We start from the raw sequence: 22,129 nt of genomic DNA, 5'->3' as shown, positions 1-22,129 counted from the left end.
ATCAATAAAATAGTCGGATTAATACAAAATATTGATTGATGGGCGACGGTATTCCGTCGCCGGACAAGGAACACGAAATGCGGAAAATTCCCGAATTGGTTTGTCCCGCCGGTAACCTGCCCGCTCTGAAAACGGCGGTGGACAACGGTGCGGACACGGTATACATGGGGCTGAAAGACGCGACCAATGCGCGTAACTTCCCCGGTTTGAATTTCGACATGAAGTCGGCGCGGGAGGGCGTGGCCTACGCCCATGCGCGCGGACGCAATGTGCTGATGGCGATTAATACGTTCGCACAGGCCGGGCAGGTGGCGCGCTGGTATGCCGCGGTGGATACGGCGGCAGAGCTTGGCGCGGATGCGGTAATTGTCGCCGACCCCGCCGTTATGGCCTATGTGGCGGAACGGTATCCGAACCTGCGGCTGCACATGTCGGTGCAGGGGTCGGCCACCAATTACGAGGCCATCAATATGATGAAGGAGCTGTTCGGCGTCCGCCGCGCCGTGTTGCCGCGCGTGTTGACCGTGGATCAGGTCAAACACGTTATCGACAATACCGATGTGGAAATCGAAGTGTTCGGTTTCGGCAGTTTGTGCGTCATGGTGGAAGGGCGCTGCATTTTATCGAGTTATGCGACGGGTGAATCGCCGAATATGCAGGGCGTGTGTTCGCCGGCGAAGGCCGTGCGCTGGGAGCAGCTTCCCGACCGTATGAACGTGCGGCTGAATCAGGTATTGATCGACCAGTACAAACCGGACGAACCGGCCGGTTATCCGACCCTGTGCAAAGGCCGTTTCGAGGTGAACGACGAAACGTATTACGCGCTGGAAGAACCGACCAGCCTGAATGTTTTGGAAATGTTGCCCGAACTCATCAAAATCGGCGTTTCCGCCATCAAAATAGAAGGCCGCCAGCGCAGCCCGATGTACACGGCGCAAGTAACCAAATCGCTGCGTCAGGCCTTGGATGCGGCCGCCGCCAATCCGGAGCATTTCAAAGTCAATCCGCTATGGAACAATGCTTTGAGCAAAGTTTCGGAAGGGCATCAGACTACTTTGGGCGCGTACAGCCGCCCGTGGAAATAAGGGGAAAAGGATGAATCCAATGAAATTATCGTTGGGGCCGGTTTTGTTTTTCTGGCAGAAGGAAGCGCTGTTGGAATTTTACGCTTCCATGCTGGATGCGCCGGTGGACACGGTTTATTTGGGCGAAGTGGTGTGCTCGCGCCGCCAGAAAATGCGCTTTGCCGACTGGTTCGGGCTGGCGGAAGACTTGGCCGACAGCGGCAAGGAAATCATCCTTTCGTCGCAGGTTCTGCTTGAGAGCGAATCCGACTTGAAACGCCTGCGCAAAATCACCGGACAGGACAAATTCAAAGTCGAAGCCAACGACATGGGCGCGGTCAAGCTGGCGCGCGAACACGGCATCCCGTTTGTCGCCGGTGCCAGCCTGAATATTTACAACGAATCCACGCTGGACGTATTCCGCAAACTGGGTACGTTCCGCTGGATTGCGCCGTCCGAGTTGAGCCGAGACAAGGTTGCCGCCATCGCCGCCGTTTCAGACGGCATCGAAACCGAACTTTTCGCCTGGGGCAAAATGCCGCTTGCCTATTCGTCGCGCTGCTTTACCGCGCGGCATTACAACCTGAACAAAGACGGCTGCGAATTCCGCTGCCTCGATTACGAACAAGGCATGGATATGAATACCCGCGAAGGCAAACCGTTTTTAACCATCAACGGTATCCAAACCATGTCTTACGGCTGCCAAAACCTGCTGCCGCACCATGAAGATTTGCGGCAAATCAGCGTGAATATGCTGCGCCTGTCACCGCAGATGCACGGCATGACCGAAATCATCCGCCTGCACCGCGACGTGTTGGATGGCAAAGCCGCATGGGCGGACGTACGGCCCGAATTGGAAAAACTGGCCGCCGGCACGCTGGTGGACGGCTATTGGCGCGGACTGCCCGGTATCGAAGCCGTAAAGGAGGAATATTATGGCGCTGCCTGAAATCGTACTGCCGAAATGGATGGGCAGAATCGGCGCGAAACTGCCCGGCAAACCGCCGCGTTTCATACTGGTGTCGGCGTTGAACGCCATGTTGAAAAAAGGGCTGCTGCCTGCCGATATGGAACTTTTCGCCGGAAGGAGGTTCGAAATTGAAGTACTGGATGCGGGCATCACAGTCCGTTTCAGTGCCGACAACCAAAAATTTACCGACGATAATTTCAACGGCACGCCCGATTTGCGGCTTGCCGCCAACGGCATCGACTTCATGCGCATGATGATGCGCGAAGAAGACCCCGACACCTTGTTTTTCAACCGCAAGCTGCAAATCGAAGGCGACACCGAGCTGGGCCTGATAACCAAAAACCTGCTCGACAGCGTCGATTGGCCGTTTGGAGGCTGGTTTCTGAACAAGGGAGCTTCTTCTTAGAGACTGGGAACATACCGACCGAGGCCGTCTGAAACGTTTTCAGACGGCCTCATCACAATCAAGGGCGCGATACTCGCGGCAGCGGCGACAAGCCGCCCATATACAACCTGACACCGACAACAGGAGCCGTCATGAAAACCCATTCCTCCACTTCGGCAGCACCCGACGAAACCGCCTCGTACGCGCAAGACGGTCTGACCGCCGAATTTTACCGCGGCAGGCAGGATGCCGTTTCCGACCAGGCCGTCATCATTCTCGGCGGCAGCGACGGCAACTTTAAGACCACGCAGCAGTTTGCCGCCGCCTTTGCCGACCACGGCTTGAACACGCTGGCGCTGCCTTATTACGGGCAGCCGCATCTGCCTAAGGATTTGGCGCAGATTCCCGTCGAAACCGTCGAAACTGCGGCGGGCTGGCTGCACCGGCGCGGCTTTACCCGTATCGGCATCTGGGGCATTTCGATGGGGGCGCAACTGGCGCTGCTGGCCGCCAGCCTGATTCCGGCGATAGGCCGGGTTGCCGCCGTCAGCCCGCTGGACGTCTGCGTACAGGGTTTGCAGGTTTCGCCCCGCAAACGACTGCTCGATTGCTCGGCCTTCACATGGCGCGGGCAGGACCTGCCGTATTGCCCGTTGCGGATGAACAGGCGGCGGGTCTGGCGCGACAGCCTGAAAAGCCTCGGCCTGAATATGCGTTCCTGTTATCGAAGCGTGGCGACGGCGGCGGAGGAAGCCCGCATCAAGATAGAAAACATCAACGGCGCCATCCTGCTGCTGACCGCGGGATACGACCTGATGTGGCCCGCCCATCCGTCCGCCCAGCGCATGATGCGGCGTTTGCAGCGCAAACATTTCGCCCATCCTTACAGCGAGCAGAGTTACCTTCATGCCGGCCATTTCCTGTTTCCCGACCTGCCGCATATCAAGAAACCGTTTGCCGCAACCCCTCTCGTTTATGCGAAGGAACACGCGCGCAGCAGTCGGGATGCGTTTGAAGCAACGGTACGGTTTTTCAGAGAGTGGGCGGATTGATATTTTTATTGTTGAGGCCGTCTGAATCTTCATAATTTTAAAAACGGTATCTCAAATTCAGTGCGATTTCATTCTGTCGGTAAACATAAAAATCCGAATTGCTGCGGCTGACCGTCCGCTTGAATCTTAATTCGGGAGAGATGTTTTTAAACTGCCATTTCGATGCGCCCAAAGCGGCGGTGAAAATGGTCTGCCTGTCGCGGCGGCGTTCGCCGTCGGTGTGGTAGCTGCCTTCGTCGTAGCGGCTGAGGCGGTGAAGGGCGGCGGCGTTGAGATAGATACCGTTGCCGAAAATTTTATAGCCGCCGATACGGGCGGTGTATTCCCTGCTGCGGGCAAACGCGTCGGGATACTTGCGGCGGGTAAGGTCAATGCCGCCGAACAGGCCGAGGCCGTCTGAAAACGTGTAGCCCAATCCTGCGCCGGAAGTATAAAGGCTGTAGTCGCTGTAATATCCGCGCTCGCTTTCCAGATATTTGACCCGTTTACCTTCCAGTCGGGCGTTGACCGACCATTTTCGCCCCAGATTCCGTTCCCAGTTTATATCCGCGCCCCATGCGCGGTAACGGCTGCGGCCGCCGCGAAAGTAATGTTCGAAATACGGGGTCAGCGTCAGGTTGTCGTCGGCATCGGCGTATTGGTAGCCGGCGGACAGCAGGGCGGTGTTGTCACTGTATTTTTCAATCGGTTCGCTTTGGGTGTCGGCGCGGTCAAATCGGCTGCCGTAGGCAATAGGGCGCAGGATGAGGTTGTGATGGCTCTTGAGAGGAACGGATTTCGAGGCGGCGGCGCTGTATTGCCAAAACGCCGAGCCGACGGGCTTGGGCAGGGAGCGGTAGCTGAAACATTCGCCCATCAATTCGCCCACGCATTCGCGTTTGCCGTTGCCTTGATTGATGTTGTCGCTGTAACCGCGCCCGACGGAAATATCGCCGTGCCAGCGGCTGCGTTTGTCAAGGATGTCGAGATAGTTTTGCACCGTCTCTTTGGTTTCAGACGGCATCCCGCCTTGCAAAACCTTTTCGAAACCGGCTTTTGCTTCGCGGGTCTGATTGTCTTCACCGTACAGCCGTGCCAGTTCCAACCCTATGCGGACATCGTCGGGCGCAGCCTGTTGCGCCGCTTTCATCTTTTCCAGCGCGCCGGAAACATCGCCTTGCGAACGCGCCAGCAGCCCCTCGGCCATCAGCACCAGATGCGGTTTGTGGCCGGAAAGGGTGTGGTAGTGCGTCAGAAATTCCCTCACTTTGCTCCACTGCCTGTCGTTGACCGCGTAATAAATGCCCAAGGCCAAATCGTGTTCTGTGTGCGGCACATGATAAGTCTCGCCGCCGATGTCAATGCGGCTTTCATCTGAAAGGCCGTCTGAAAACGCTTCCGCTTCCTGATACTGCCTGATTTGACGCTGAACTCCGTCGCGCAGCATACGGGTGTCGTCATCGTCGGCAAAGGCGGGGATGGAAAGGGGGAGCAGCAGGGCAAACAGGCAGGCGCGGTTTTTCATTTCGGGTTTCCACAATATAGGGGAAGCCGAATCACATCATCGGCTTCCCCATCCTTAAAATCCATCGGCGATCCTTTTGAATACATGTTTTCAGACGGCCTCAACGCTTGCGTCCGCCAAATGCCACATCGTCTGCCGCACCTGCTTTACGGGTGGCGATACCTGCCATTGCTGCCGCGCCTTTGCCGTAGAATTGGCCCTTCATACCTTGGGCGGTATCGGCAAACGTGCCTTTGGTGTTGTCGATTTTCGCTTTATCGAAGCTGATCCTGTCCGCGCCGCGCGCAATCTGGCCGCCCATCGTTCCTTGAGTTGTCGTACCGAATTTTGCCGTAACCGTGCCGCGGTAGAAATCGTTTGCGCCGGGCGTGTGTTTGTTGATGCCGACCACATCGTAGGTCGCCGTTGCCAAGCCTTGAGTCCGTCCGGTCGGATTGTCGCCGGCATACCATACCGTGCGGCGGACGTCGGCCATGTTCAGGTTGGTGCTGTTTTGAACAGGCGTACCCGATGCGCGCGGCGCCCATTCGCCGAAGTAAACGCCGCTATTGTCAGGCAGGTTTTTGACTTGGCCGATGACCAGGCCGCCGAATTTCGGCGCGATGGGCAGTTTGACATCGGTAATCTGGCGCACGGAATAAACATCCACATTCGCTGCGCGTTTTTCATACCAGACTTGGCCCAGCGTCGGATTGGTAAAGAACGAAATGACGGGATTGACGTCTTTCACCGTCAGATAAGTCGGATTGGCCAAACCGTTTGCCGTGCCGTTGATATTGGCTCCGTTAATCGGCCTGTTGCCGTATTTTTTGTTGATGCGTTTGACGGGGCCGTCGCCGATGTTGATGCGGATGGAACTGTTGTTGATTCTCAAAGCCGCTTTGCCTGCGCCAAACGGTATGGCGGTGGAAGGCTGCCTCGTATCGATGGTGTTGTAGTTGGAAGATTCGCCTGTCGGAGCGGCGGAGACGGTTGCAGATGCGGCCAGTGCCAAAGCTGCGGCCAATAATTTCAGTTTCATGGCTATCACCTTTTAGATTAAAGAATACGCCGTTTGCGGAACAGCGCAGCCGTTTTGCGTTTCAGCGCAAAATGTTGCGGCGGGGAGTGTTCGTTTGGGTTGGGGCGACCCGTCGTTATTCTTTGTAAGGCAGCGGCATGGAAACAGTGTTTGTAAATATTTTTGTAAATTTTATCTTTTCTAATTATGAAAATGAATATTAATACCGTTTGTATATATAATCAACCGTTAATCAGTGGATGTTGTGTCTAGTTTTGTAAAATCTTAAAGAAAATAACTTATGGTAGAACCGGATAGAAATATCCATTTGAATTTACTAGAGCTAAACCACTTATATCGAACTGTTTATTAGCCTCGTCATTCCCGCGCAGGCGGGAATCCAGACCCATCCGCACGGAAAGTTATCGGATAAAACGGTTTCCTCAATTCCACGTTCTGGATGCCCGCCTGCGCGGGAATGACGGTTGATAAGTAGGTAGCAGGCCTTGTATCGATGTAAGTGGCTTAGCTATACAAAAGGCCGTCTGAAATTTTCAGACGGCCTCTCAAGCATTGTCCTGTCAAAATTTGCCTGTAAACCCAACGGTAACCGCCCGTCCCGGTGCGGGGATGGGGACGTTGGACATGGGGTCGAGATAATAGCGGTTGGTCAGGTTGCTGACGCTGAAGTTCATGCTCAGATTTTTGCCGAAGTTGTAGCGTCCGTAAGCATCCAATACCAAGGCGGAACGCCAGTGGTAGGGGCGGCCCGATGCCTGCATAATCCGCGCCAGTCCTTGCCGTGCCAGTTCGTCCTGCTGGCCGGTATCGACGGTGCTGTGGTAGATGCCGCGCATACCCAGTTCCAGTCTGTTGTTGAAGCGGCGGGTGCCGACATCGAGGTTGAGCGAGTATTTCGGCTGCATGGTTTGATAGAAACGGGTGGCGCCGAAGCCGCCGTCGATACATTCGGGAATGCGGTTGTTATAGACGTCGTAGTTGAAGGCGGTCGATTTGTCGCAGGTACGCTGCTTTAAGCGGTAGTTTGCGCCGAACGAGGCAAACCATTTGCCGCTGTCGATACGGCTTTGCAGTTCGATGCCGCTGGTTTGTTTCTTGTCGTATTGGGTCAGGTTTTTGTTTTCGGTAATATCGATGGCGTTTTTGATGGTGTTGTTGTAGTAGGTCAGGCGGATGTTGCCGTGTTTCAGCCGTTGCCAGTAGGGGGCGAAATTGAAGGAATAGCCTGCTTCCCAGTTGGTACTGCGTTCGGGCTTCAGGTTGAATTCGGTATTGTAGGCTTCCAGCAGGTTGACGTTGGTGGTGGTCGCTTCGTAAATACTGGGGAAGCGGGTTGCCTGTGCGAAACGGGCGAACAGGCGGCTGTTGTCGGTCAAATCGTAGCTGACGGCGATGACAGGCGACCATGCGCTGGCTTTCAGGTGTTTGGGCATGGGCCATACTTCGTCTTCGTTAGCGGGCTTTTTATAGAGGCGGTGACCACCGGTACTGCCCATCGTAGTCGCCCGCTCTTTTTTTTGCAGATAGGGTGTTTTAACATCATCTATTGCAGCATTGGTTAAATATTTGAAATAGCTGCCTTGCAATCCCTGCGGATTGTTTACTTTTTCATTAAATTGCCCTTGCGCGAAAACCGGCCCTTGATATTTGCCGTCGATATAGGGCGTATAGATTTCTTTTTGCCGGTAAACGGCTTCGTCGTGGTTGAAGGACGGGTTATCTACCTGTGGATTGTCGCCGTTTGCGTTGGCATAGATGACCTCGCCGGTCTGCCTTTCTCCGTTAATCGAATATCCTTTATCGTTATAGTCATAACCGTATTTGTTGCGGAACTCGTTTATCAGACGATTTGACTCGTCAACATCTTCGGTTCTCAGGATTTTCCGCACATCGTCCGCTTCTTCTTTATTTGCAATCAGTTCGTAATAGGGGATATAGCTGCCGAGGATATAGCCGTCCGAGCTTTTCCCTCCTTGCAAATCGACGGAATAAAACGGATCTTTCCTCGACCGCCTTGCTTTTGCCAAGGCATCGTCGTAAGCCCAGAATTTGTCGTAGCGTATGCCTGCCTGAATGTTCAGGCGGTCGGTTGCCTGCCAGTCGAAAGCGACTCCCGTGCCCCATTCGTGGCGGCGTCCCGCCCTCGGGCCGGCAACGGCTGTGGCGGCTGTGGCGGCACCGATGATGTCGAAGATATCTTTGTCGTTGCTGGTGATTCGGTTGGATTCGTCCAGTTTTTCATATTGGACGTTGGCGGAGAGGGTCATGGCGAGCTTGTCGGTCAGGCGCATGCGGTTGCTGATGTCGGCGCCGGTACGGGTGGCGCGGGTGCGCTGTTCCACGCCTGATTTGACGCGGTATGCACCGGGTACAGGAGGCGGATCTTTCGGCTCTTCGGCAGGAACCAACCCTTCGGCAACCAGCTCGCGGCAGCCTATGCCTTCGCTGATGTGCCTGCCGATAAATTCGCTGGGAATTTTATTGTGGACGAAGCAGTTGGCCCACTTGTCGTATTCCTGATCTCCGTAGGTAACGGCCAAATCCGGCCCGCCACTTTGATGGCGGGAACCGGTGGTTTGGGTGCGCCAGATATTGGCCTGCAAGTCTATCCAGCGGCTGCCTTCGGGTTTCCATTCGTAGCCGATTTTATGGCTTTTGGTGTCGATGGTGGAATTGAGCGTTTGTGCAGGTATGACCAGCGGAGGCCTGCCGGTGAAGTTGAACTCGTTGCTGAAGCCCAGCAGTATGGCGTTGTAAAAGGGGTTGTTTTCGCCGAAACGGACGCGGGTGCGCATATGGCCGAGGCTGATTTTCTGATTATTGGGCAGATACCAGTTGTTTTTCAGCAGCAGGCTTTTGTTCGCAACGTTGCTGTTGAACACTTCTTCGCCGGGGCGGTAGAGCTTCGCCATGTTCGGTATCATGGTCGCGCCCGTATTGCCGAAATCCGCATTGTCGGGGTCGTATTCCGGATTGTTCAGATAGCCGCCCGCCCCGCGTTTGCCGCTGAAGTAATTGCCTTTTTTGCGGTCGCTGTAAGCAATCAGGCCGTCTGAAATATCGGTTTTAAACGCCGCCGAAACCATGCCCGAGCGGTCGTCTTTGAAATTGCCGATTTTGCTGCCGCGGCTGCGCGGCGGGTTTTTCTCTTGGAAATCGAGTGCCTGATAAGGTTCCAACGTTCCGGCAACCGCGCCCGCCGCCCCGTCTGCCGTCGGCCTGCTCGGAATGGTGCGGTAGTCTTCCACACCGAGGTATTGCAAATTATCAACGCGGGGCTTGGCCGTATTGCCCGAAAAACTGCCTTTTATCTGGATACCCCATTTTTTCCCTTCGGGAACAATATCTTCCGGTTCGATGGTTTGAATGGCGACCGAGCCGCCCACCCCTGATTTGACACCACGCGTCATCGACGGCCCTTTTTCTACCGCAATACTGCGGAACAGGGCGGGATCGACATAGTTTCTGTCGGCAACGCCGTAATTGTTCATCCATACGTCGACGGTCTGTTCCGTTCCGTCAATGGTAACGGGGATACGGCCTTTTCCGGCGATGCCGCGGATGCTCGGCGTAATCGCGCTGCCCGCATTGCGCGTATTCATGTTGTACACGCCGTTGAGCCCCTTGAGGATGTCGCCGGCGGCATCGGGGCGGTAGCGTTCGAGGTATTCTTTGCCGAGATAGGCGTTGGAGACGTTTTTGCTGTATTGCTGCGCTTCACCTTTCTGGTCTTGGGTCAGGCGTTTGCCGCGGACTTCGATAGTGTCGAGGACGGCGGTGTCGGGGGTAGCCGCATCTGCTGCCCACAGGTGCGGGCTGTGCCACAAAATACTGAGGCAGGCGACGATGGTTTTGAAGGTGAGGGGATGGTTTCTCATGGATATACTCCCAAGTGTTGTTTTCCAAGGTAAACCGACTCGGATTTCAGCCGCGAAAGCGAGAAATTTCGAATGGCCAGTTCGTCCTGGATATGTTGCGCGCAGATTATTCTGCGGCGGACAAAGACAAATGAGGAGTAGTGGTTTGTGGAATATTATGGTTCGGATAGGGTATTTTCAATCAATAAAAACGCCCCTCCGTTGATTTATGAATATTATATGATTTGAAAATATTTTATAAGTTTTGTCCCCTTATGTGGATTTTTATGGATAAACGGATTTCTGTCTGTATGCGTAAATGTGATATTACAAGGGGGGAAGAAAAAAGGGGATTTTTCTTTGGTAAGAAAAATATTTCAAAAATACTCAAGTTTAACAAAATCTAGCACTTATTTCCTTTCTCTATATTGTTATTTGTCATGGGTTATCAGTTCCAAATGCAAGTATAGTTTAATGTGGTGATTATGAACTTGACTATTACAGTATTTGTGAATAGGTATATTTCTACATTTTTTGACTTAGCGGGGTTCGTTAAAGCATAGTATGATGTTTTCCTAATTATCTTAATTACGATTGATAAATCATATTTCGAATGGATAGTTTAAAGTATAGATAATATATTGTGATTTACGAATAAGATATTGTTATGAAATGTTGATTTTTATCATAAAATGATATTGCTGATATTGTGTTGAAATTTGAGATAAAAAGAGTTGGTATGTTAAGACATTACCAACTCTTTTTATTGAATAGAAAGGTGTTATGATGTTCCAATAAATATAATCATCTGGAAAAACGCTTAACCAATCCTTCTCAAACATTCACGGTCTCGGCTACTTCGTTGTAGCTGTCGATTTCGTTGAAGTTCATGTAGCGGTAGATTTGGTCGCCTTGCTCGTTGATGATGCCGATGTTGGCTTGGTATTCTTCAACGGTCGGGATTTTACCCAGTTTGGAGCAAATCGCCGCCAACTCTGCCGAGCCGAGGTAAACGAAGGTGTTTTTACCCAAGCGGTTCGGGAAGTTGCGGGTGGAAGTGGACATGACGGTCGCGCCTTCGTGTACTTGGGCTTGGTTACCCATACACAATGAGCAACCCGGCATTTCCATACGCGCACCGGCGCGGCCGAGTACGCCGTAGTGGCCTTCGTCGGACAACTCTTTCGCGTCCATTTTGGTCGGCGGCGCCATCCACAGGCGGACGGGGATGTCGGACTTGCCTTCCAAGAGTTTGGAAGCGGCGCGGAAGTGGCCGATGTTAGTCATGCACGAACCGATGAACACTTCGTCGATTTTGGTGCCGGAACGTTCGGACATGAAGCATACGTCGTCGGGGTCGTTCGGGCAGGCGATAATCGGCTCTTTGATGTCGTCCATGTTGATTTCAATCACAGCGGCGTATTCGGCATCTTTATCCGCTTCGAGCAGCTCCGGATTAGCCAGCCATTTTTCCATGGCTTTGATGCGGCGTTCCAAAGTGCGCGGGTCTTGATAGCCATCGGCAATCATGTTTTTCATCAACACGACGTTGGATTTCATGTACTCGATAATCGGCTCTTTGTTGAGCTTCACGGTACAGCCTGCAGCGGAGCGTTCGGCGGATGCGTCGGTCAATTCAAAGGCTTGTTCCACTTTCAAATCAGGCAGGCCTTCGATTTCGAGGATGCGGCCGGAGAAGATGTTTTTCTTACCGGCTTTGGCAACGGTCAGCAAACCTTGTTTAATCGCGTAAAGCGGAATGGCGTTCACCAAATCGCGCAGGGTTACGCCCGGTTGCAGCTTGCCGCTGAAGCGTACCAGTACGGACTCAGGCATATCAAGCGGCATCACGCCGGTGGCTGCTGCGAAAGCAACTAGGCCGGAGCCTGCGGGGAAGGAAATACCGATAGGGAAACGGGTGTGGCTGTCGCCGCCGGTGCCGACGGTATCGGGCAGCAGCAGGCGGTTGAGCCATGAGTGGATCACCCCGTCGCCCGGACGCAGAGCCACGCCGCCACGGGTAGAAATAAAGGCGGGTAGTTCTTTATGGGTTCTGACATCGACGGGTTTCGGATAAGCGGCAGTGTGACAGAAAGACTGCATTACCATGTCGGCGGAGAAGCCCAAACAAGCCAAGTCTTTCAACTCGTCGCGGGTCATCGGGCCGGTAGTGTCTTGCGAGCCGACTGTCGTCATACGCGGTTCGCAATAAGTACCCGGGCGCACGCCTTGTCCTTCGGGCAGACCGCAGGCGCGACCGACCATTTTTTGCGCCAACGTGAAACCGGCTTTGCTTTCGGCAGGCGCTTGAGGCAGACGGAATTCGGTGGAAGCAGGCAGTTTTAGGGCTTCACGCGCTTTGGCGGTCAGGCCGCGACCGATAATCAGGTTGATACGGCCGCCGGCTTGCACTTCGTCCAGCAATACTTGGGATTTCAGGCTGAACTCGGCAACGGTTTCGCCGTTTTTCACGATTTTGCCTTCATAAGGCAGAATATCGACGACATCGCCCATTTTCAGCGCGGAAACATCGACTTCAATCGGCAGCGCGCCGGAGTCTTCTTGAGTATTGAAGAAAATCGGCGCGATTTTGCCGCCCAAACATACGCCGCCGAAACGTTTGTTCGGTACGAACGGAATGTCTTCGCCGGTATGCCAAATGACAGAGTTGGTCGCGGATTTGCGTGAAGAACCGGTACCGACCACGTCGCCGACGTAGGCAACGGGATGACCTTTGGCTTTGAGTTCTTCCAATAATTTAATCGGACCGACTTCGCCCGGTTTGTCGGGTGTGATGCCGTCGCGCGGGTTTTTCAGCATGGCCAGCGCGTGCAGTGGAATATCGGGACGGCTCCACGCGTCGGGCGCGGGAGAGAGGTCGTCTGTATTGGTTTCGCCGTCAACTTTGAAGACGGTAACGGTGATTTTTTCGGGAACTTTGGCGCGCGAGGTGAACCATTCGGCATCCGCCCAAGATTGCAAAACCTCCTGCGCGTATTTATTGCCTTTTTCGGCTTTTTCTTGAACGTCGTGGAAAGAATCGAACATCAGAAGCGTATGTTTCAAACCTTTGGCGGCGATGGGCGCGAGTTTGTCGTTGTCCAAGAGTTCGATTAACGCGTGAATGTTGTAACCGCCGAGCATCGTACCTAAAAGTTCGGTCGCATATTCGGGGGAAATCAGCGGGTTGGATGCGCTGCCTTCGGCAACGGCAGCCAGGAATGAGGCTTTGACTTTGGCGGCATCGTCCACACCGGGCGGAACACGGTGGGTAAGCAGTTCGACCAAGAACTCACCTTCGCCTGCGGGCGGGTTTTTCAGCAGCTCAACCAAATCGGCGGTTTGCTGCGCGTTCAAAGGGAGGGGTGGGATACCGAGGGCCGCGCGCTCGGAGGCGGCTTTGCGATAGGCTTCTAACATCTCTTTGTTCCTTTTTTCTGTTTTTCTTCTAAACTACTGCGAATGATTTACAATTAAAAAATTGTAAACAATTGCTTTGAACATCATAGACCAGTTTTTAAAAAATTGGAACATTCATGTTATTGGATGTAATAGATATTTACTATTGAAACGGATGGTTTTGAAATGATAGCAAAGGCCGTCTGAAAACAAAGTTTCAGACGGCCTTTATGTTTTATGTTAAGCATATTATCGGAAAAGGGCGGTCGCGTTATCCGGCGGCTTTTTCTTTGGTTGCGTACTCGCTCCCGTCTTGGCATAAAAGCTTAGGCTGTTCGCCTTTTTCGATAACGTCTTTGCCAATAACGACTTTTGCCACGCCTTTCAAATCGGGCAGTTGATACATGGTATCCAACAGGCAACGTTCAACGATGGAGCGCAGGCCGCGCGCGCCGGTTTTACGTTCCATTGCCTGACGGGCGATGCTGCGCAGGGCTTCTTCTTCAAATTCCAATTCGACATTTTCCATGCCGAACAGGGTTTGATATTGTTTAACCAAAGCATTTTTCGGCTCGGTCAAAATGTTCACCAACGCATCTTCATCCAATTCCGCCAGCGTGGCAATGACGGGCAGACGACCGATTAACTCGGGAATCAAACCGAATTTAATCAAGTCTTCAGGCTCAACGATTTCAAACAATCCGGTAATGTCGGCATTTTCGTCCTTGCTGTGAACAGACGCGCCAAAACCGATACCGCCTTTTTCAGTACGCTGACGGATCACTTTTTCCAAGCCTGCAAACGCACCGCCACAGATAAACAGGATGTTGGTCGTATCGACGTTGATAAATTCCTGATTCGGATGTTTGCGGCCGCCTTGGGGCGGAACGCTGGCAACCGTACCTTCAATCAGTTTCAGCAAGGCTTGTTGCACGCCTTCGCCGGATACGTCGCGAGTAATCGACGGGTTGTCGCTTTTACGCGAGATTTTGTCGATTTCGTCGATATAGACGATACCGCGTTGGGCTTTTTCAACATCAAAATCGCATTTGCCCAAAAGCTTGGTAATGATTTGTTCGACGTCTTCACCCACATAACCCGCCTCGGTCAGCGTGGTCGCGTCCGCCATGACGAACGGCACGTCCAGTTTGCGCGCCAAAGACTGCGCCAACAGGGTTTTACCCGAACCGGTCGGACCGATAAGCAGGATGTTGGATTTCGACAATTCGACGTTGCCGTTGGCTTTAGGATGGCGCAGGCGTTTGTAATGGTTGTACACCGACACCGCTAAGGCTTTCTTGGCTTGTTCCTGTCCGATAACGTGATCGTTGAGGTTGGCGACGATTTCGGCAGGCGTGGGCAGCTTGCCTGTGGGAAGCGATTTTTTCTCGGTTTCTTCCGCCGGCTCTGGATTTGAGTCGTGCAGCATAATGCCGCATGTTTCTACACATTCGTTGCATATAAAGGCGTGTTCGCCTTCAATCAGATTTTTGACTTCGTGCTCGGACTTGCCGCAGAATGAGCATGAGCGTTTTTCTTCAGACATGGCGTTTTCTTTATAAAGTAAGTGATGTTCGGCTCCACTGTGAGGGGAGATAAGGGCAGAAAAGCCGTTTTAAAGGGAGCCGTCCCATTCCCGCCCTTGATAAAGCCGTTAAGTATAATAAGTATCGACTGCTTTATCAAACTTATCCGAAAGGAGGGCGGATTAATCGTATTCAGACGGCCTAAAAGGAGACGGAAAGATGCAAACAAACGAAAAATTCGAGTAGTTTGCTTTACAAAGCCTTTGATTTTAAGCAAAATAATAGATTGAAAATAATTCGGGAAACGCCTGTGTTCAAGTTAGGTATTTAATTAGAAATACGGCAAGGCCCGTTTGAAATATCAAAATTAGAAAGATCCATAATACCGATGATGAAACTATGCAAAAAAATGACTGCCGTCTGCTTGGGCGTATCGCTCTCATTGGCGGCAATGCCGGCGGTGGCCGACGATATGGACGTGCTGGGCCAGTTTTTGGAACAGAATTTTCCAACCCAGCAAGACCCTTTGGAAGTTTTAGCAATCAGCAAAGCCGAGCAGGTAGAAGCGCAGGCGATGATGGCGGGGCCGCTGCTTTCTTCGCAGTCTGCCTTAATTATGAACAACAAAACCGGTGAAGTACTGTATCAGAAAAACGCCAACCGCGTGATGCCGATTGCGTCGATTTCCAAACTGATGAGTGCGATTGTGTTGCTGGATGCCGATTTGAACATGAACGAGCTGGTTACGATTACGCCTGAAGAAATCGATCGGTTGAAAGGTACGGGTAGCCGTTTGAGTATCGGTACGTCGCTGCCGCGCAAGGAATTGCTGCACTTGAGCCTGATGAGCAGCGAAAACCGTGCGACCCACGCGCTGGCGCGTACTTATCCGGGCGGGATTAACGCATTCGTTGCGGCTATGAATGCCAAGGCGCAAAGTTTGGGTATGAGCAACAGCCGTTTTTATGAACCGACCGGTTTGGATTACCGCAATGTATCGACTGCGCACGACTTGAGCCGCCTGGTGGCTGCGGCAAGCAAGTATCCTCTTATCCGTCGTAATTCCACTTCCAATTACGGGGCGGTTTCTACGGCGTCGGGTAGTCAGCGTTATAAAAATTCTAATGCGTTGGTGCGTGAGGGCGGTTGGAATATTGAATTGCAGAAAACCGGTTATATCCGTGAGGCAGGCCGTTCGATGGTGGTTAAGGCCAATGTGCAGAACCAACCGATTACCATCGTGCTGCTTAATTCTCCGTCATCCACAACCCGCGTGAATGATGCGCGTAAAATCGAATCTTGGATGTTGCAACGCCGTTCTTAATGCAGTTTGCCGGAAGTGGCAAAACAACTGTAATACTTGATATAACGATAAAAACCGCGTTAGCAGTATGATTTATGGGAAGGCCGTCTGAAAATCCGTTTCAGACGGCCTTTGTTGTTGTTTTTTGTTATGTATTTGTATTTAATCAATAATATTAACCAAGGAGGTTTTATGCAATTATTTCCAAATATGCGTTTGGCTTTATTGGTTACTGTCGTTACCGTCGCGGCGGGCTGTACTTCTGTCGCCGACATGGTCGGTTACGATACCGAAACATTGAATGAAAGTGCGGCTAAAAGCTATTTGCAGGTTTTGCGTCAGGCGCAGAGCAAACAGGTATTGGATACCTCGTCGCAGACGTCGCGGCGGATTACGGCGGTGTTCAACCGTCTGAAGCCGTATGCGGAAAGGGAAAACCGTACGGGAGTGCCGTTCCGTTGGCAGATGAACGTTATCCGCAGCAATGATTTGAACGCGTGGGCAATGCCGGGCGGGAAAATGGTCATGTACACGGGTATGGTGGACAGGCTGCATCTGAGCGATGACGAAATTGCTGCCGTTATCGGTCATGAAATGACTCACGCGCTTTTGGAACACAGTAAGAAAGCCATCGGCGGACAGGTGCTGACCGGTCTCGGCGGTTCGATATTGGCCAGCGCTACCGGTGTGGACGGCGGACTGGTCGGGCTGGGCTCAGACTTGATTGCGACCAAACCTTTTTCCCGTTATCAGGAAAGCGAAGCCGATGCGGGCGGGGTAAGGCTGATGGCGAAGGCGGGTTACAATCCGCAAGCGGCAATAACGGTATGGGACAAGATGAGCAAGGTGCAGGGCGGTATGTCTGTGGCGTTGCTCTCTTCGCATCCGACCAACGAGGCGCGCAGGCAGGCAATCATACGGATGTTGCCGGAAGTGATGCCGATATATCAGCGCAGCCGCAGCCGTTGAGGAGGAGAGGGTGTTTTGAGGCCGTCTGAAAAGTTTCAGACGGCCTTTTTGTGGAATTAAATTACATTCGTATTTTTATCAAATATTTTGTCTTAGGCCGTCTGGAAAAATATGCGGGATAAAAACAGCTATGATTTATAAAAAGTTTTGATTGTATAGGGGAGAATGGCGTGCGGGAGTAATACAAGGTTTTTGTTAACCGGATTGAGGTTTATATTGTTTGTTTTTTGATTTGCATCAAGGTTGTTTAAGATTCTGAAATTTTCCAACATTGGAATATTTGCAATGATATTTTATTGCTTTATGTATTAAATACAAAATGTTAGTTATGCTTTTAATACGGGTAATAATGAAATTTAGTTGTATTTGACAAGTTTAAATTTTATTAACCTGAAGCCGGACGTATTATTTTCATTTTGAGAAACATGAATTTGGTTTTCAGACGGCCTGCCGTTGATGGGATTTTGTCTACAATCCTATAGCCGGTATCTGTCAAGCGGGAGGCAATTCATTTATGCTTGTTTTCTGTTACACTTCATCTGCGTTATAGACCTTGATTTATATAATAAATTCTTGAGTGTATTGCTCAACTTTCCCATTTTCCGTCGGTTCGCGAATGTAATAAAAATACGGAACGGTTTTCCGTTTATGAACATCATCCCTAAAATTCCACAGGACACTACCATGAGTGAAAACTTGTTAACCCTGACCATAGACGGCCACGAGGTCAAAGCCTCCGCCGACTCGTCAATCATTCAGGCCTATGCCCGTTCAGGCAGCGCGATTACCGCCAACGTCGGCTGTATGGGACAAGGCGTGTGCGGTTCGTGCCGCTGCATGATCCGCAAGGAAGGCGAGCGCGAGGTAACGACTGCGTTGGCGTGTGAAACCAAAGTCGAAGAAGGGATGCAGGTCAGCTTCTTGGACTACTTCATTCCCGAGCATATCCAGTATTACGACGTGAGCGAGGTCGGCGACGGCTGGAACTGGCTGGACGACACCGCCAAAGCCTTTCCCGAAGCGCAACACTGCCGTCATTGCGGCGGCTGCAACCGCGCCTGCCCCAAAGGTTTGGAAGTGGAAAACGGCGTGGCGCAAGTGGTATCGGGCGATTTCGGCGCGGCTGCGCTGACCTTCGACCAATGCGTGATGTGCAACCTCTGCACCCTTTCCTGCCCCGAACACATCCGTCCGAACCACTTGGGTCTGTTCGCCCGCCGCATGAAAGCGGCGCGCACGCTGCGTCCAGTGGATTTGATGCGCCGCCTGCGCGAAATCGACAGCGGCAAAATGAAAGTCGAATTTGAAGAGGAGGCAATGTGATGGCGAACGAAATCCAAGGCATAGACTACGAAACCGCCCTTGCCAACCTGCGCGCTTCCTCATTGGAACTGCGCGGCGACTTACCGGAAAAAAACGAATTATTGAGTCAGTTCCACCCCGACTATCAAGCCAATGCGCGCGTCAAACTGCCCATCGGCCCGAACACGGGCGATTACTGCCATCCCGATTTGGCGAAACTGCTGATCAGCCATCCCCTGATTGACGACTATGATTTGTCGGGCGCGGAACATTTGAACACCGACGTACTGGTTATCGGCGGCGGCGGTGCGGGCGCGGCAGCGGCATTGTCTGCGACCGAAGCAGGCGCGCGCGTGATTATGGCGAACAAGCTGCGTATCGGCGACAGCAATACCGTGATGGCAGAAGGCGGCATTCAGGCTGCTGTCGGCGCGGAAGACAGCTTGCAGCAACACTTTGACGACACCATCAAAGGCGGCCACAACGCAGGCAAAAAAGAATTGGTGGCGCAAATGGTTACCGACGCGCCGTCCGCCATCCGCTGGCTGATCGGCTTGGGCATGACTTTCGACCTTGCCAAAGGCGCGGACAGCAACGGCATGTTGAGCCGCAAACGTGCAGGCGGTACGACCGTGCCGCGCATCCTGAGCTACCGCGACTTTACCGGCCTTGAAATGATGCGCGTACTGCGCGAGGCGGTCGAACTCGACGAAAACATCACCCAGCTCAACCGCCACCCCGCCATCGAATTATTGTCGGACGAACACGGCCGCTGCGTCGGCGCGATTTTGTACGATTTGGAAAAACGCTCCTTGGTATTGGTTCACGCCAAAGCCGTGGTATTGGCAACCGGTGGCAGCGGACGGCTGCATTTACAGGGTTTCGCCACTTCCAACCACTACGGCGCAACCGCCGACGGTTTGGTGATGGCATACCGCATCGGCGCGAAACTGCGCGACATCGATTCCTTCCAATACCATCCGACCGGTGTCGCCCATCCGCCGCACTTGGCGGGCGCGCTGATTTCCGAAGCTGTGCGTTCCGCAGGCACCAAACTGGTCAACGGTTTGGGCGAGCGTTTCGTTGACGAATTGCAGCCGCGCGACGTCGTTGCCGCCGCTATTTTGCGCGAGTGCCACAAAGGCCGCGGCGTGGTGCGCGACGGACAGGTCGGCGTTTTCCTCGATACGCCGCGCCTGATTGAAAACGATCCCGACGTATTGAACCGTTTGGTAACACTAGGCCACGTCGCCCACAAATGCGGCATCGACCCCGCCGTCGAACCTGTAATGATCCATCCGACCCTGCACTACCAAAACGGCGGCGTCGAAATCAACGGCGACGGCGCGACCTGCGTCGAAGGCCTCTATTGCGCCGGCGAAGTAACCGGCGGCATCCACGGCCGCAACCGCCTGATGGGCAACGCGCTTTTGGACATCATCAGCTTCGGCCGCCGCGCGGGTAAAGCCGCCGCCGGTTGCGGTCTGCCGCTGAAGAAAGTGCGCGGCGGCGTCGGACACGTCCACGATCTGCAACGCGAAATGACCCGCGCCGGATTGACCAGCGACATCAAAGCCCCCGTTTTATATCCCGACTACGGCAAATTCGATTTGCGCGAACACGCCGGTTTGCAGGAGCAACAATCATGAACCAAGCCAATCAAAACTTACTGCACCCGTCCCGCCAAGTCGGCGCGGATTTGGCCGCGTGGCGCAAAGTCGGCGGCGGCGAAGGCCTGCTGGCGGCGCTTGCCGATCCTCAAAGCATCGTTTCCAAGCTGCAAGATGCCAACCTCTGCGGCATGGGCGGCGCAGGTTTCCCGACCTGGCGCAAATGGGAGGCTGCCGTCGCAGCCCAAAGCAAACACGGCGACAAATACGTCGTCTGTAACGCCAACGAAGACGAACCGGGTACGTTCAAAGACCGTGTATTGCTGGCGAAAACGCCGCACCAAGTCATCGAAGGTGTACTGATTGCCGCCGTCGCCTGCCGCGCCAACAAAGCGATTATGTATGTCAACCCGCACCAGACCGAATCCATTGCCTCCATCGTACCCGCCATCGAGCAATGGAAAAAAAGCGATTTGTTCATCCGCATCGAAAACTACTTGGGTAAACCTTTAGACCTGCAACTGGTCGAAACTTCAGGCCGTTATATTGGTGGCGAAGAAACTGCCGTGATTTCATGGCTGGAAGGCGGTTTCCCGTTCCCGCGCCGCAAACCGCCGTTCCCCGCCGAAAGCGGCGTAGCAGGCGAACCGACCTTAATCAACAACACCGAAACCTTCGCCAACATCCCGCAAATCCTTGCCAAAGGCGCGGAATGGTACAAATCGCTGGGTTTGGGCGATGCCGCAGGCACGAAACTCTACTCGCTTTCCGGCGACGTATTGAATCCGGGCCTGTACGAACTGCCGATGGGCACAACCTTGCAATCGCTGATTTTCGACCACGGCGGCGGTATGCTCGAGGGCCGCACGTTTAAAGCCGTCTTCACCGGCGGCCCGTCAAACACGCTTCTGACCGCGAAAGATTTGGATGTGCCTTTGGACTTCGTGTCCGTGCGCGAACGCAAATCCAGCCTCGGTACGGGCGCGATGATTGTGATTTCCGAAGGCACCAGCGTGGTGCGTAAAGTGTCCGAGTATGTGGAATTTTTTGCCTCCAACTCATGCGGACAATGCCCGCCATGCAAAGGCGGCACGTTCCAACTTTCACGCCTGCTCAACCGCGTGGATACCGGCATCGGCACTTCAGACGACCTCCGCGCCCTGCAAAGCCTGTGCCAACTGCTGCCCCGAAGCGGCCGCTGCGGTCTGATTGACGGTGCGGTTACCGTGTTGCAAAGTTCGCTGCGTACCTTCCCCGAAGAGTACGGACTGCCTGCAGAGCAGGATTAATCCGATACGGGGTTTCAGACGACCTTTTCTATTATGGGAGGTCGTCTGAAAAATACCTGTAGGTTGGGTTATGACCCAACATGATGATTAGGGTTTAAGTATTTGTTGGGTTTCACAATCGAACCTGCTAAATCTGAGGTTTTGCCCTCTCCCTAGCCCTCTCCCACGGGGAGAGGGAATGATAGTGCTGAAGCCGACTATTATCGGATTTTCTGCAATCTGTCCCCTCTTCCACGGAGAGGGAATAATGGTGCTGAAACCGACCATTATCGGACTTTCTGCAATCCGTCCCCTTCCACGGAGAGGGAATGATGGTGCTGAAAATCGACCATTATCGGACTTTCTGCAATCCGTCCCCTCTCCCCGTGGGAGAGGGTTAGGGAGAGGGCAAAACGCAATAACCTTAAGAAAACGTCGTCTGAAAAGATGGCAACAAAAAATACGCATTACCCAAACCACCAAAAGAAAAACATAAACAACAACTGCTGCCAAATACGTTTCAGACGACCCCTCCCCACTAAAACGGACACACATCGTCTGACTAAAACTTACGGTAGATTTGCCATCAGAGAAAACGATACGGACATCCTAGGGTTTCGCTCTCTCCCTAACCCTCTCCCACAGGGAGAGGGAATGATAGTGCTGAACCGACCATTATCGGATTTTCTGCAATCTGCCCCTCTTCCACGGAGAGGGAATGATGGTGCTAAAAATCGACCATTATCGGACTTCCTGCAATCTATCCCCTCTCCCCGTGGGAGAGGGCTAGGGAGAGGGCAAAACCCAATAACCTTAAGAAAACGTCGTCTGAAAAAGACGACAACACAAAAATACGCATTACCCAAATACCCAAAAGAAAAACATAAAAAACAACTACT

14 protein-coding genes are annotated in these 22,129 nt (G+C 53.0%); 9 read left to right on the top strand and 5 right to left on the bottom strand.

Going from position 1 to position 22,129, the window contains the following annotated elements; translation table 11 throughout:
- The first annotated feature begins 77 nt into the window (after positions 1-77).
- The 4 genes from ubiU to ACI43T_RS04980 all read left to right on the top strand — a co-directional run bounded on the left by ubiU (position 78) and on the right by ACI43T_RS04980 (position 3,471).
- The gene (gene ubiU, locus ACI43T_RS04995) at positions 78-1,085 is read left to right on the top strand and encodes a ubiquinone anaerobic biosynthesis protein UbiU (protein ID WP_314106447.1); all 1,008 of its coding nucleotides are present in this window, start codon (positions 78-80) and stop codon (positions 1,083-1,085) included.
- Between the two features lie 10 nt (positions 1,086-1,095).
- On the top strand, positions 1,096-2,013 hold the full coding sequence (locus tag ACI43T_RS04990) for a U32 family peptidase (protein ID WP_405385720.1): 918 nt from the start codon (positions 1,096-1,098) through the stop codon (positions 2,011-2,013).
- The gene (gene ubiT / locus ACI43T_RS04985; protein ID WP_009173884.1) at positions 2,000-2,440 is read left to right on the top strand and encodes a ubiquinone anaerobic biosynthesis accessory factor UbiT; all 441 of its coding nucleotides are present in this window, start codon (positions 2,000-2,002) and stop codon (positions 2,438-2,440) included. The genes ACI43T_RS04990 and ubiT overlap by 14 nt, the downstream gene beginning before the upstream one ends.
- A 131-nt stretch (positions 2,441-2,571) precedes the next feature.
- Positions 2,572-3,471 (top strand): alpha/beta fold hydrolase, encoded by a 900-nt coding sequence (locus ACI43T_RS04980; RefSeq protein WP_405385719.1) that lies wholly within the window; start codon positions 2,572-2,574, stop codon positions 3,469-3,471.
- A 37-nt stretch (positions 3,472-3,508) separates the two neighbouring features.
- Here ACI43T_RS04980 and ACI43T_RS04975 read toward each other — a convergent pair whose 3' ends face one another.
- The 5 genes from ACI43T_RS04975 to clpX form a co-directional block, all read right to left on the bottom strand.
- Positions 3,509-4,975: a surface lipoprotein assembly modifier gene (locus ACI43T_RS04975; protein WP_405385718.1), complete on the bottom strand. Its 1,467-nt coding sequence runs from the start codon at positions 4,973-4,975 to the stop codon at positions 3,509-3,511.
- A 100-nt stretch (positions 4,976-5,075) separates the two neighbouring features.
- Positions 5,076-5,996 (bottom strand): Slam-dependent surface lipoprotein, encoded by a 921-nt coding sequence (locus ACI43T_RS04970; RefSeq protein ID WP_405385717.1) that lies wholly within the window; start codon positions 5,994-5,996, stop codon positions 5,076-5,078.
- 560 nt (positions 5,997-6,556) lie between these two features.
- Positions 6,557-9,874: a TonB-dependent receptor domain-containing protein gene (locus tag ACI43T_RS04965; protein WP_405385716.1), complete on the bottom strand. Its 3,318-nt coding sequence runs from the start codon at positions 9,872-9,874 to the stop codon at positions 6,557-6,559.
- A gap of 813 nt (positions 9,875-10,687) precedes the next feature.
- Entirely contained in the window at positions 10,688-13,273 is a 2,586-nt protein-coding gene (gene acnB, locus ACI43T_RS04960) for a bifunctional aconitate hydratase 2/2-methylisocitrate dehydratase (protein WP_377082247.1), read from the bottom strand.
- Between the two features lie 250 nt (positions 13,274-13,523).
- Positions 13,524-14,798, bottom strand: coding sequence for an ATP-dependent Clp protease ATP-binding subunit ClpX (clpX, locus tag ACI43T_RS04955; protein WP_009173878.1), 1,275 nt, complete (start codon positions 14,796-14,798; stop codon positions 13,524-13,526).
- 368 nt (positions 14,799-15,166) lie between these two features.
- Between clpX and ACI43T_RS04950 the strand changes: the two genes are divergently transcribed.
- The 5 genes from ACI43T_RS04950 (at position 15,167) to ACI43T_RS04930 (ending at position 21,251) form a co-directional block, all read left to right on the top strand.
- The gene (locus tag ACI43T_RS04950; protein ID WP_009173877.1) at positions 15,167-16,102 is read left to right on the top strand and encodes a serine hydrolase; all 936 of its coding nucleotides are present in this window, start codon (positions 15,167-15,169) and stop codon (positions 16,100-16,102) included.
- Positions 16,103-16,273: 171 nt separating this feature from the next.
- Positions 16,274-17,050, top strand: a complete 777-nt coding sequence (locus tag ACI43T_RS04945) for a M48 family metallopeptidase (RefSeq protein ID WP_405385715.1) — start codon at positions 16,274-16,276, stop codon at positions 17,048-17,050.
- A 684-nt stretch (positions 17,051-17,734) separates the two neighbouring features.
- A complete protein-coding gene (locus tag ACI43T_RS04940; RefSeq protein WP_003777402.1) occupies positions 17,735-18,373 on the top strand; it encodes a 2Fe-2S iron-sulfur cluster-binding protein in 639 nt (212 codons plus the stop codon).
- Positions 18,373-20,001, top strand: coding sequence for an FAD-binding protein (locus tag ACI43T_RS04935; protein WP_405385714.1), 1,629 nt, complete (start codon positions 18,373-18,375; stop codon positions 19,999-20,001). The genes ACI43T_RS04940 and ACI43T_RS04935 overlap by 1 nt, the downstream gene beginning before the upstream one ends.
- Positions 19,998-21,251 carry a complex I 51 kDa subunit family protein gene (locus ACI43T_RS04930; protein WP_405385713.1) on the top strand — a complete coding sequence of 418 codons (1,254 nt, stop codon included), beginning with the start codon at positions 19,998-20,000 and terminating at the stop codon, positions 21,249-21,251. Before ACI43T_RS04935 ends, ACI43T_RS04930 begins: the two co-directional genes overlap by 4 nt.
- The last annotated feature ends 878 nt before the right edge of the window (positions 21,252-22,129 follow it).

This window comes from Neisseria oralis (genome assembly GCF_045062685.1).
Taxonomy (GTDB): domain Bacteria; phylum Pseudomonadota; class Gammaproteobacteria; order Burkholderiales; family Neisseriaceae; genus Neisseria; species Neisseria oralis.
This window is presented reverse-complemented; position numbering and strand designations above follow the sequence as displayed.

Bases quoted from the DNA above. Each gene is read 5' to 3' on its own strand.
- ACI43T_RS04980 (WP_405385719.1), top strand. From the start codon at position 2,572: ATGAAAACCCATTCCTCCACTTCGGCAGCACCCGACGAAACCGCCTCG.
- ubiU (WP_314106447.1), top strand. From the start codon at position 78: ATGCGGAAAATTCCCGAATTGGTTTGTCCCGCCGGTAACCTGCCCGCT.
- ACI43T_RS04935 (WP_405385714.1), top strand. From the start codon at position 18,373: ATGGCGAACGAAATCCAAGGCATAGACTACGAAACCGCCCTTGCCAAC.
- ACI43T_RS04940 (WP_003777402.1), top strand. From the start codon at position 17,735: ATGAGTGAAAACTTGTTAACCCTGACCATAGACGGCCACGAGGTCAAA.
- ACI43T_RS04950 (WP_009173877.1), top strand. From the start codon at position 15,167: ATGATGAAACTATGCAAAAAAATGACTGCCGTCTGCTTGGGCGTATCG.
- ACI43T_RS04930 (WP_405385713.1), top strand. From the start codon at position 19,998: ATGAACCAAGCCAATCAAAACTTACTGCACCCGTCCCGCCAAGTCGGC.
- acnB (WP_377082247.1), bottom strand. From the start codon at position 13,273: ATGTTAGAAGCCTATCGCAAAGCCGCCTCCGAGCGCGCGGCCCTCGGT.
- ACI43T_RS04970 (WP_405385717.1), bottom strand. From the start codon at position 5,996: ATGAAACTGAAATTATTGGCCGCAGCTTTGGCACTGGCCGCATCTGCA.
- ACI43T_RS04975 (WP_405385718.1), bottom strand. From the start codon at position 4,975: ATGAAAAACCGCGCCTGCCTGTTTGCCCTGCTGCTCCCCCTTTCCATC.
- ACI43T_RS04945 (WP_405385715.1), top strand. From the start codon at position 16,274: ATGCAATTATTTCCAAATATGCGTTTGGCTTTATTGGTTACTGTCGTT.
- ubiT (WP_009173884.1), top strand. From the start codon at position 2,000: ATGGCGCTGCCTGAAATCGTACTGCCGAAATGGATGGGCAGAATCGGC.
- ACI43T_RS04965 (WP_405385716.1), bottom strand. From the start codon at position 9,874: ATGAGAAACCATCCCCTCACCTTCAAAACCATCGTCGCCTGCCTCAGT.
- ACI43T_RS04990 (WP_405385720.1), top strand. From the start codon at position 1,096: ATGAATCCAATGAAATTATCGTTGGGGCCGGTTTTGTTTTTCTGGCAG.
- clpX (WP_009173878.1), bottom strand. From the start codon at position 14,798: ATGTCTGAAGAAAAACGCTCATGCTCATTCTGCGGCAAGTCCGAGCAC.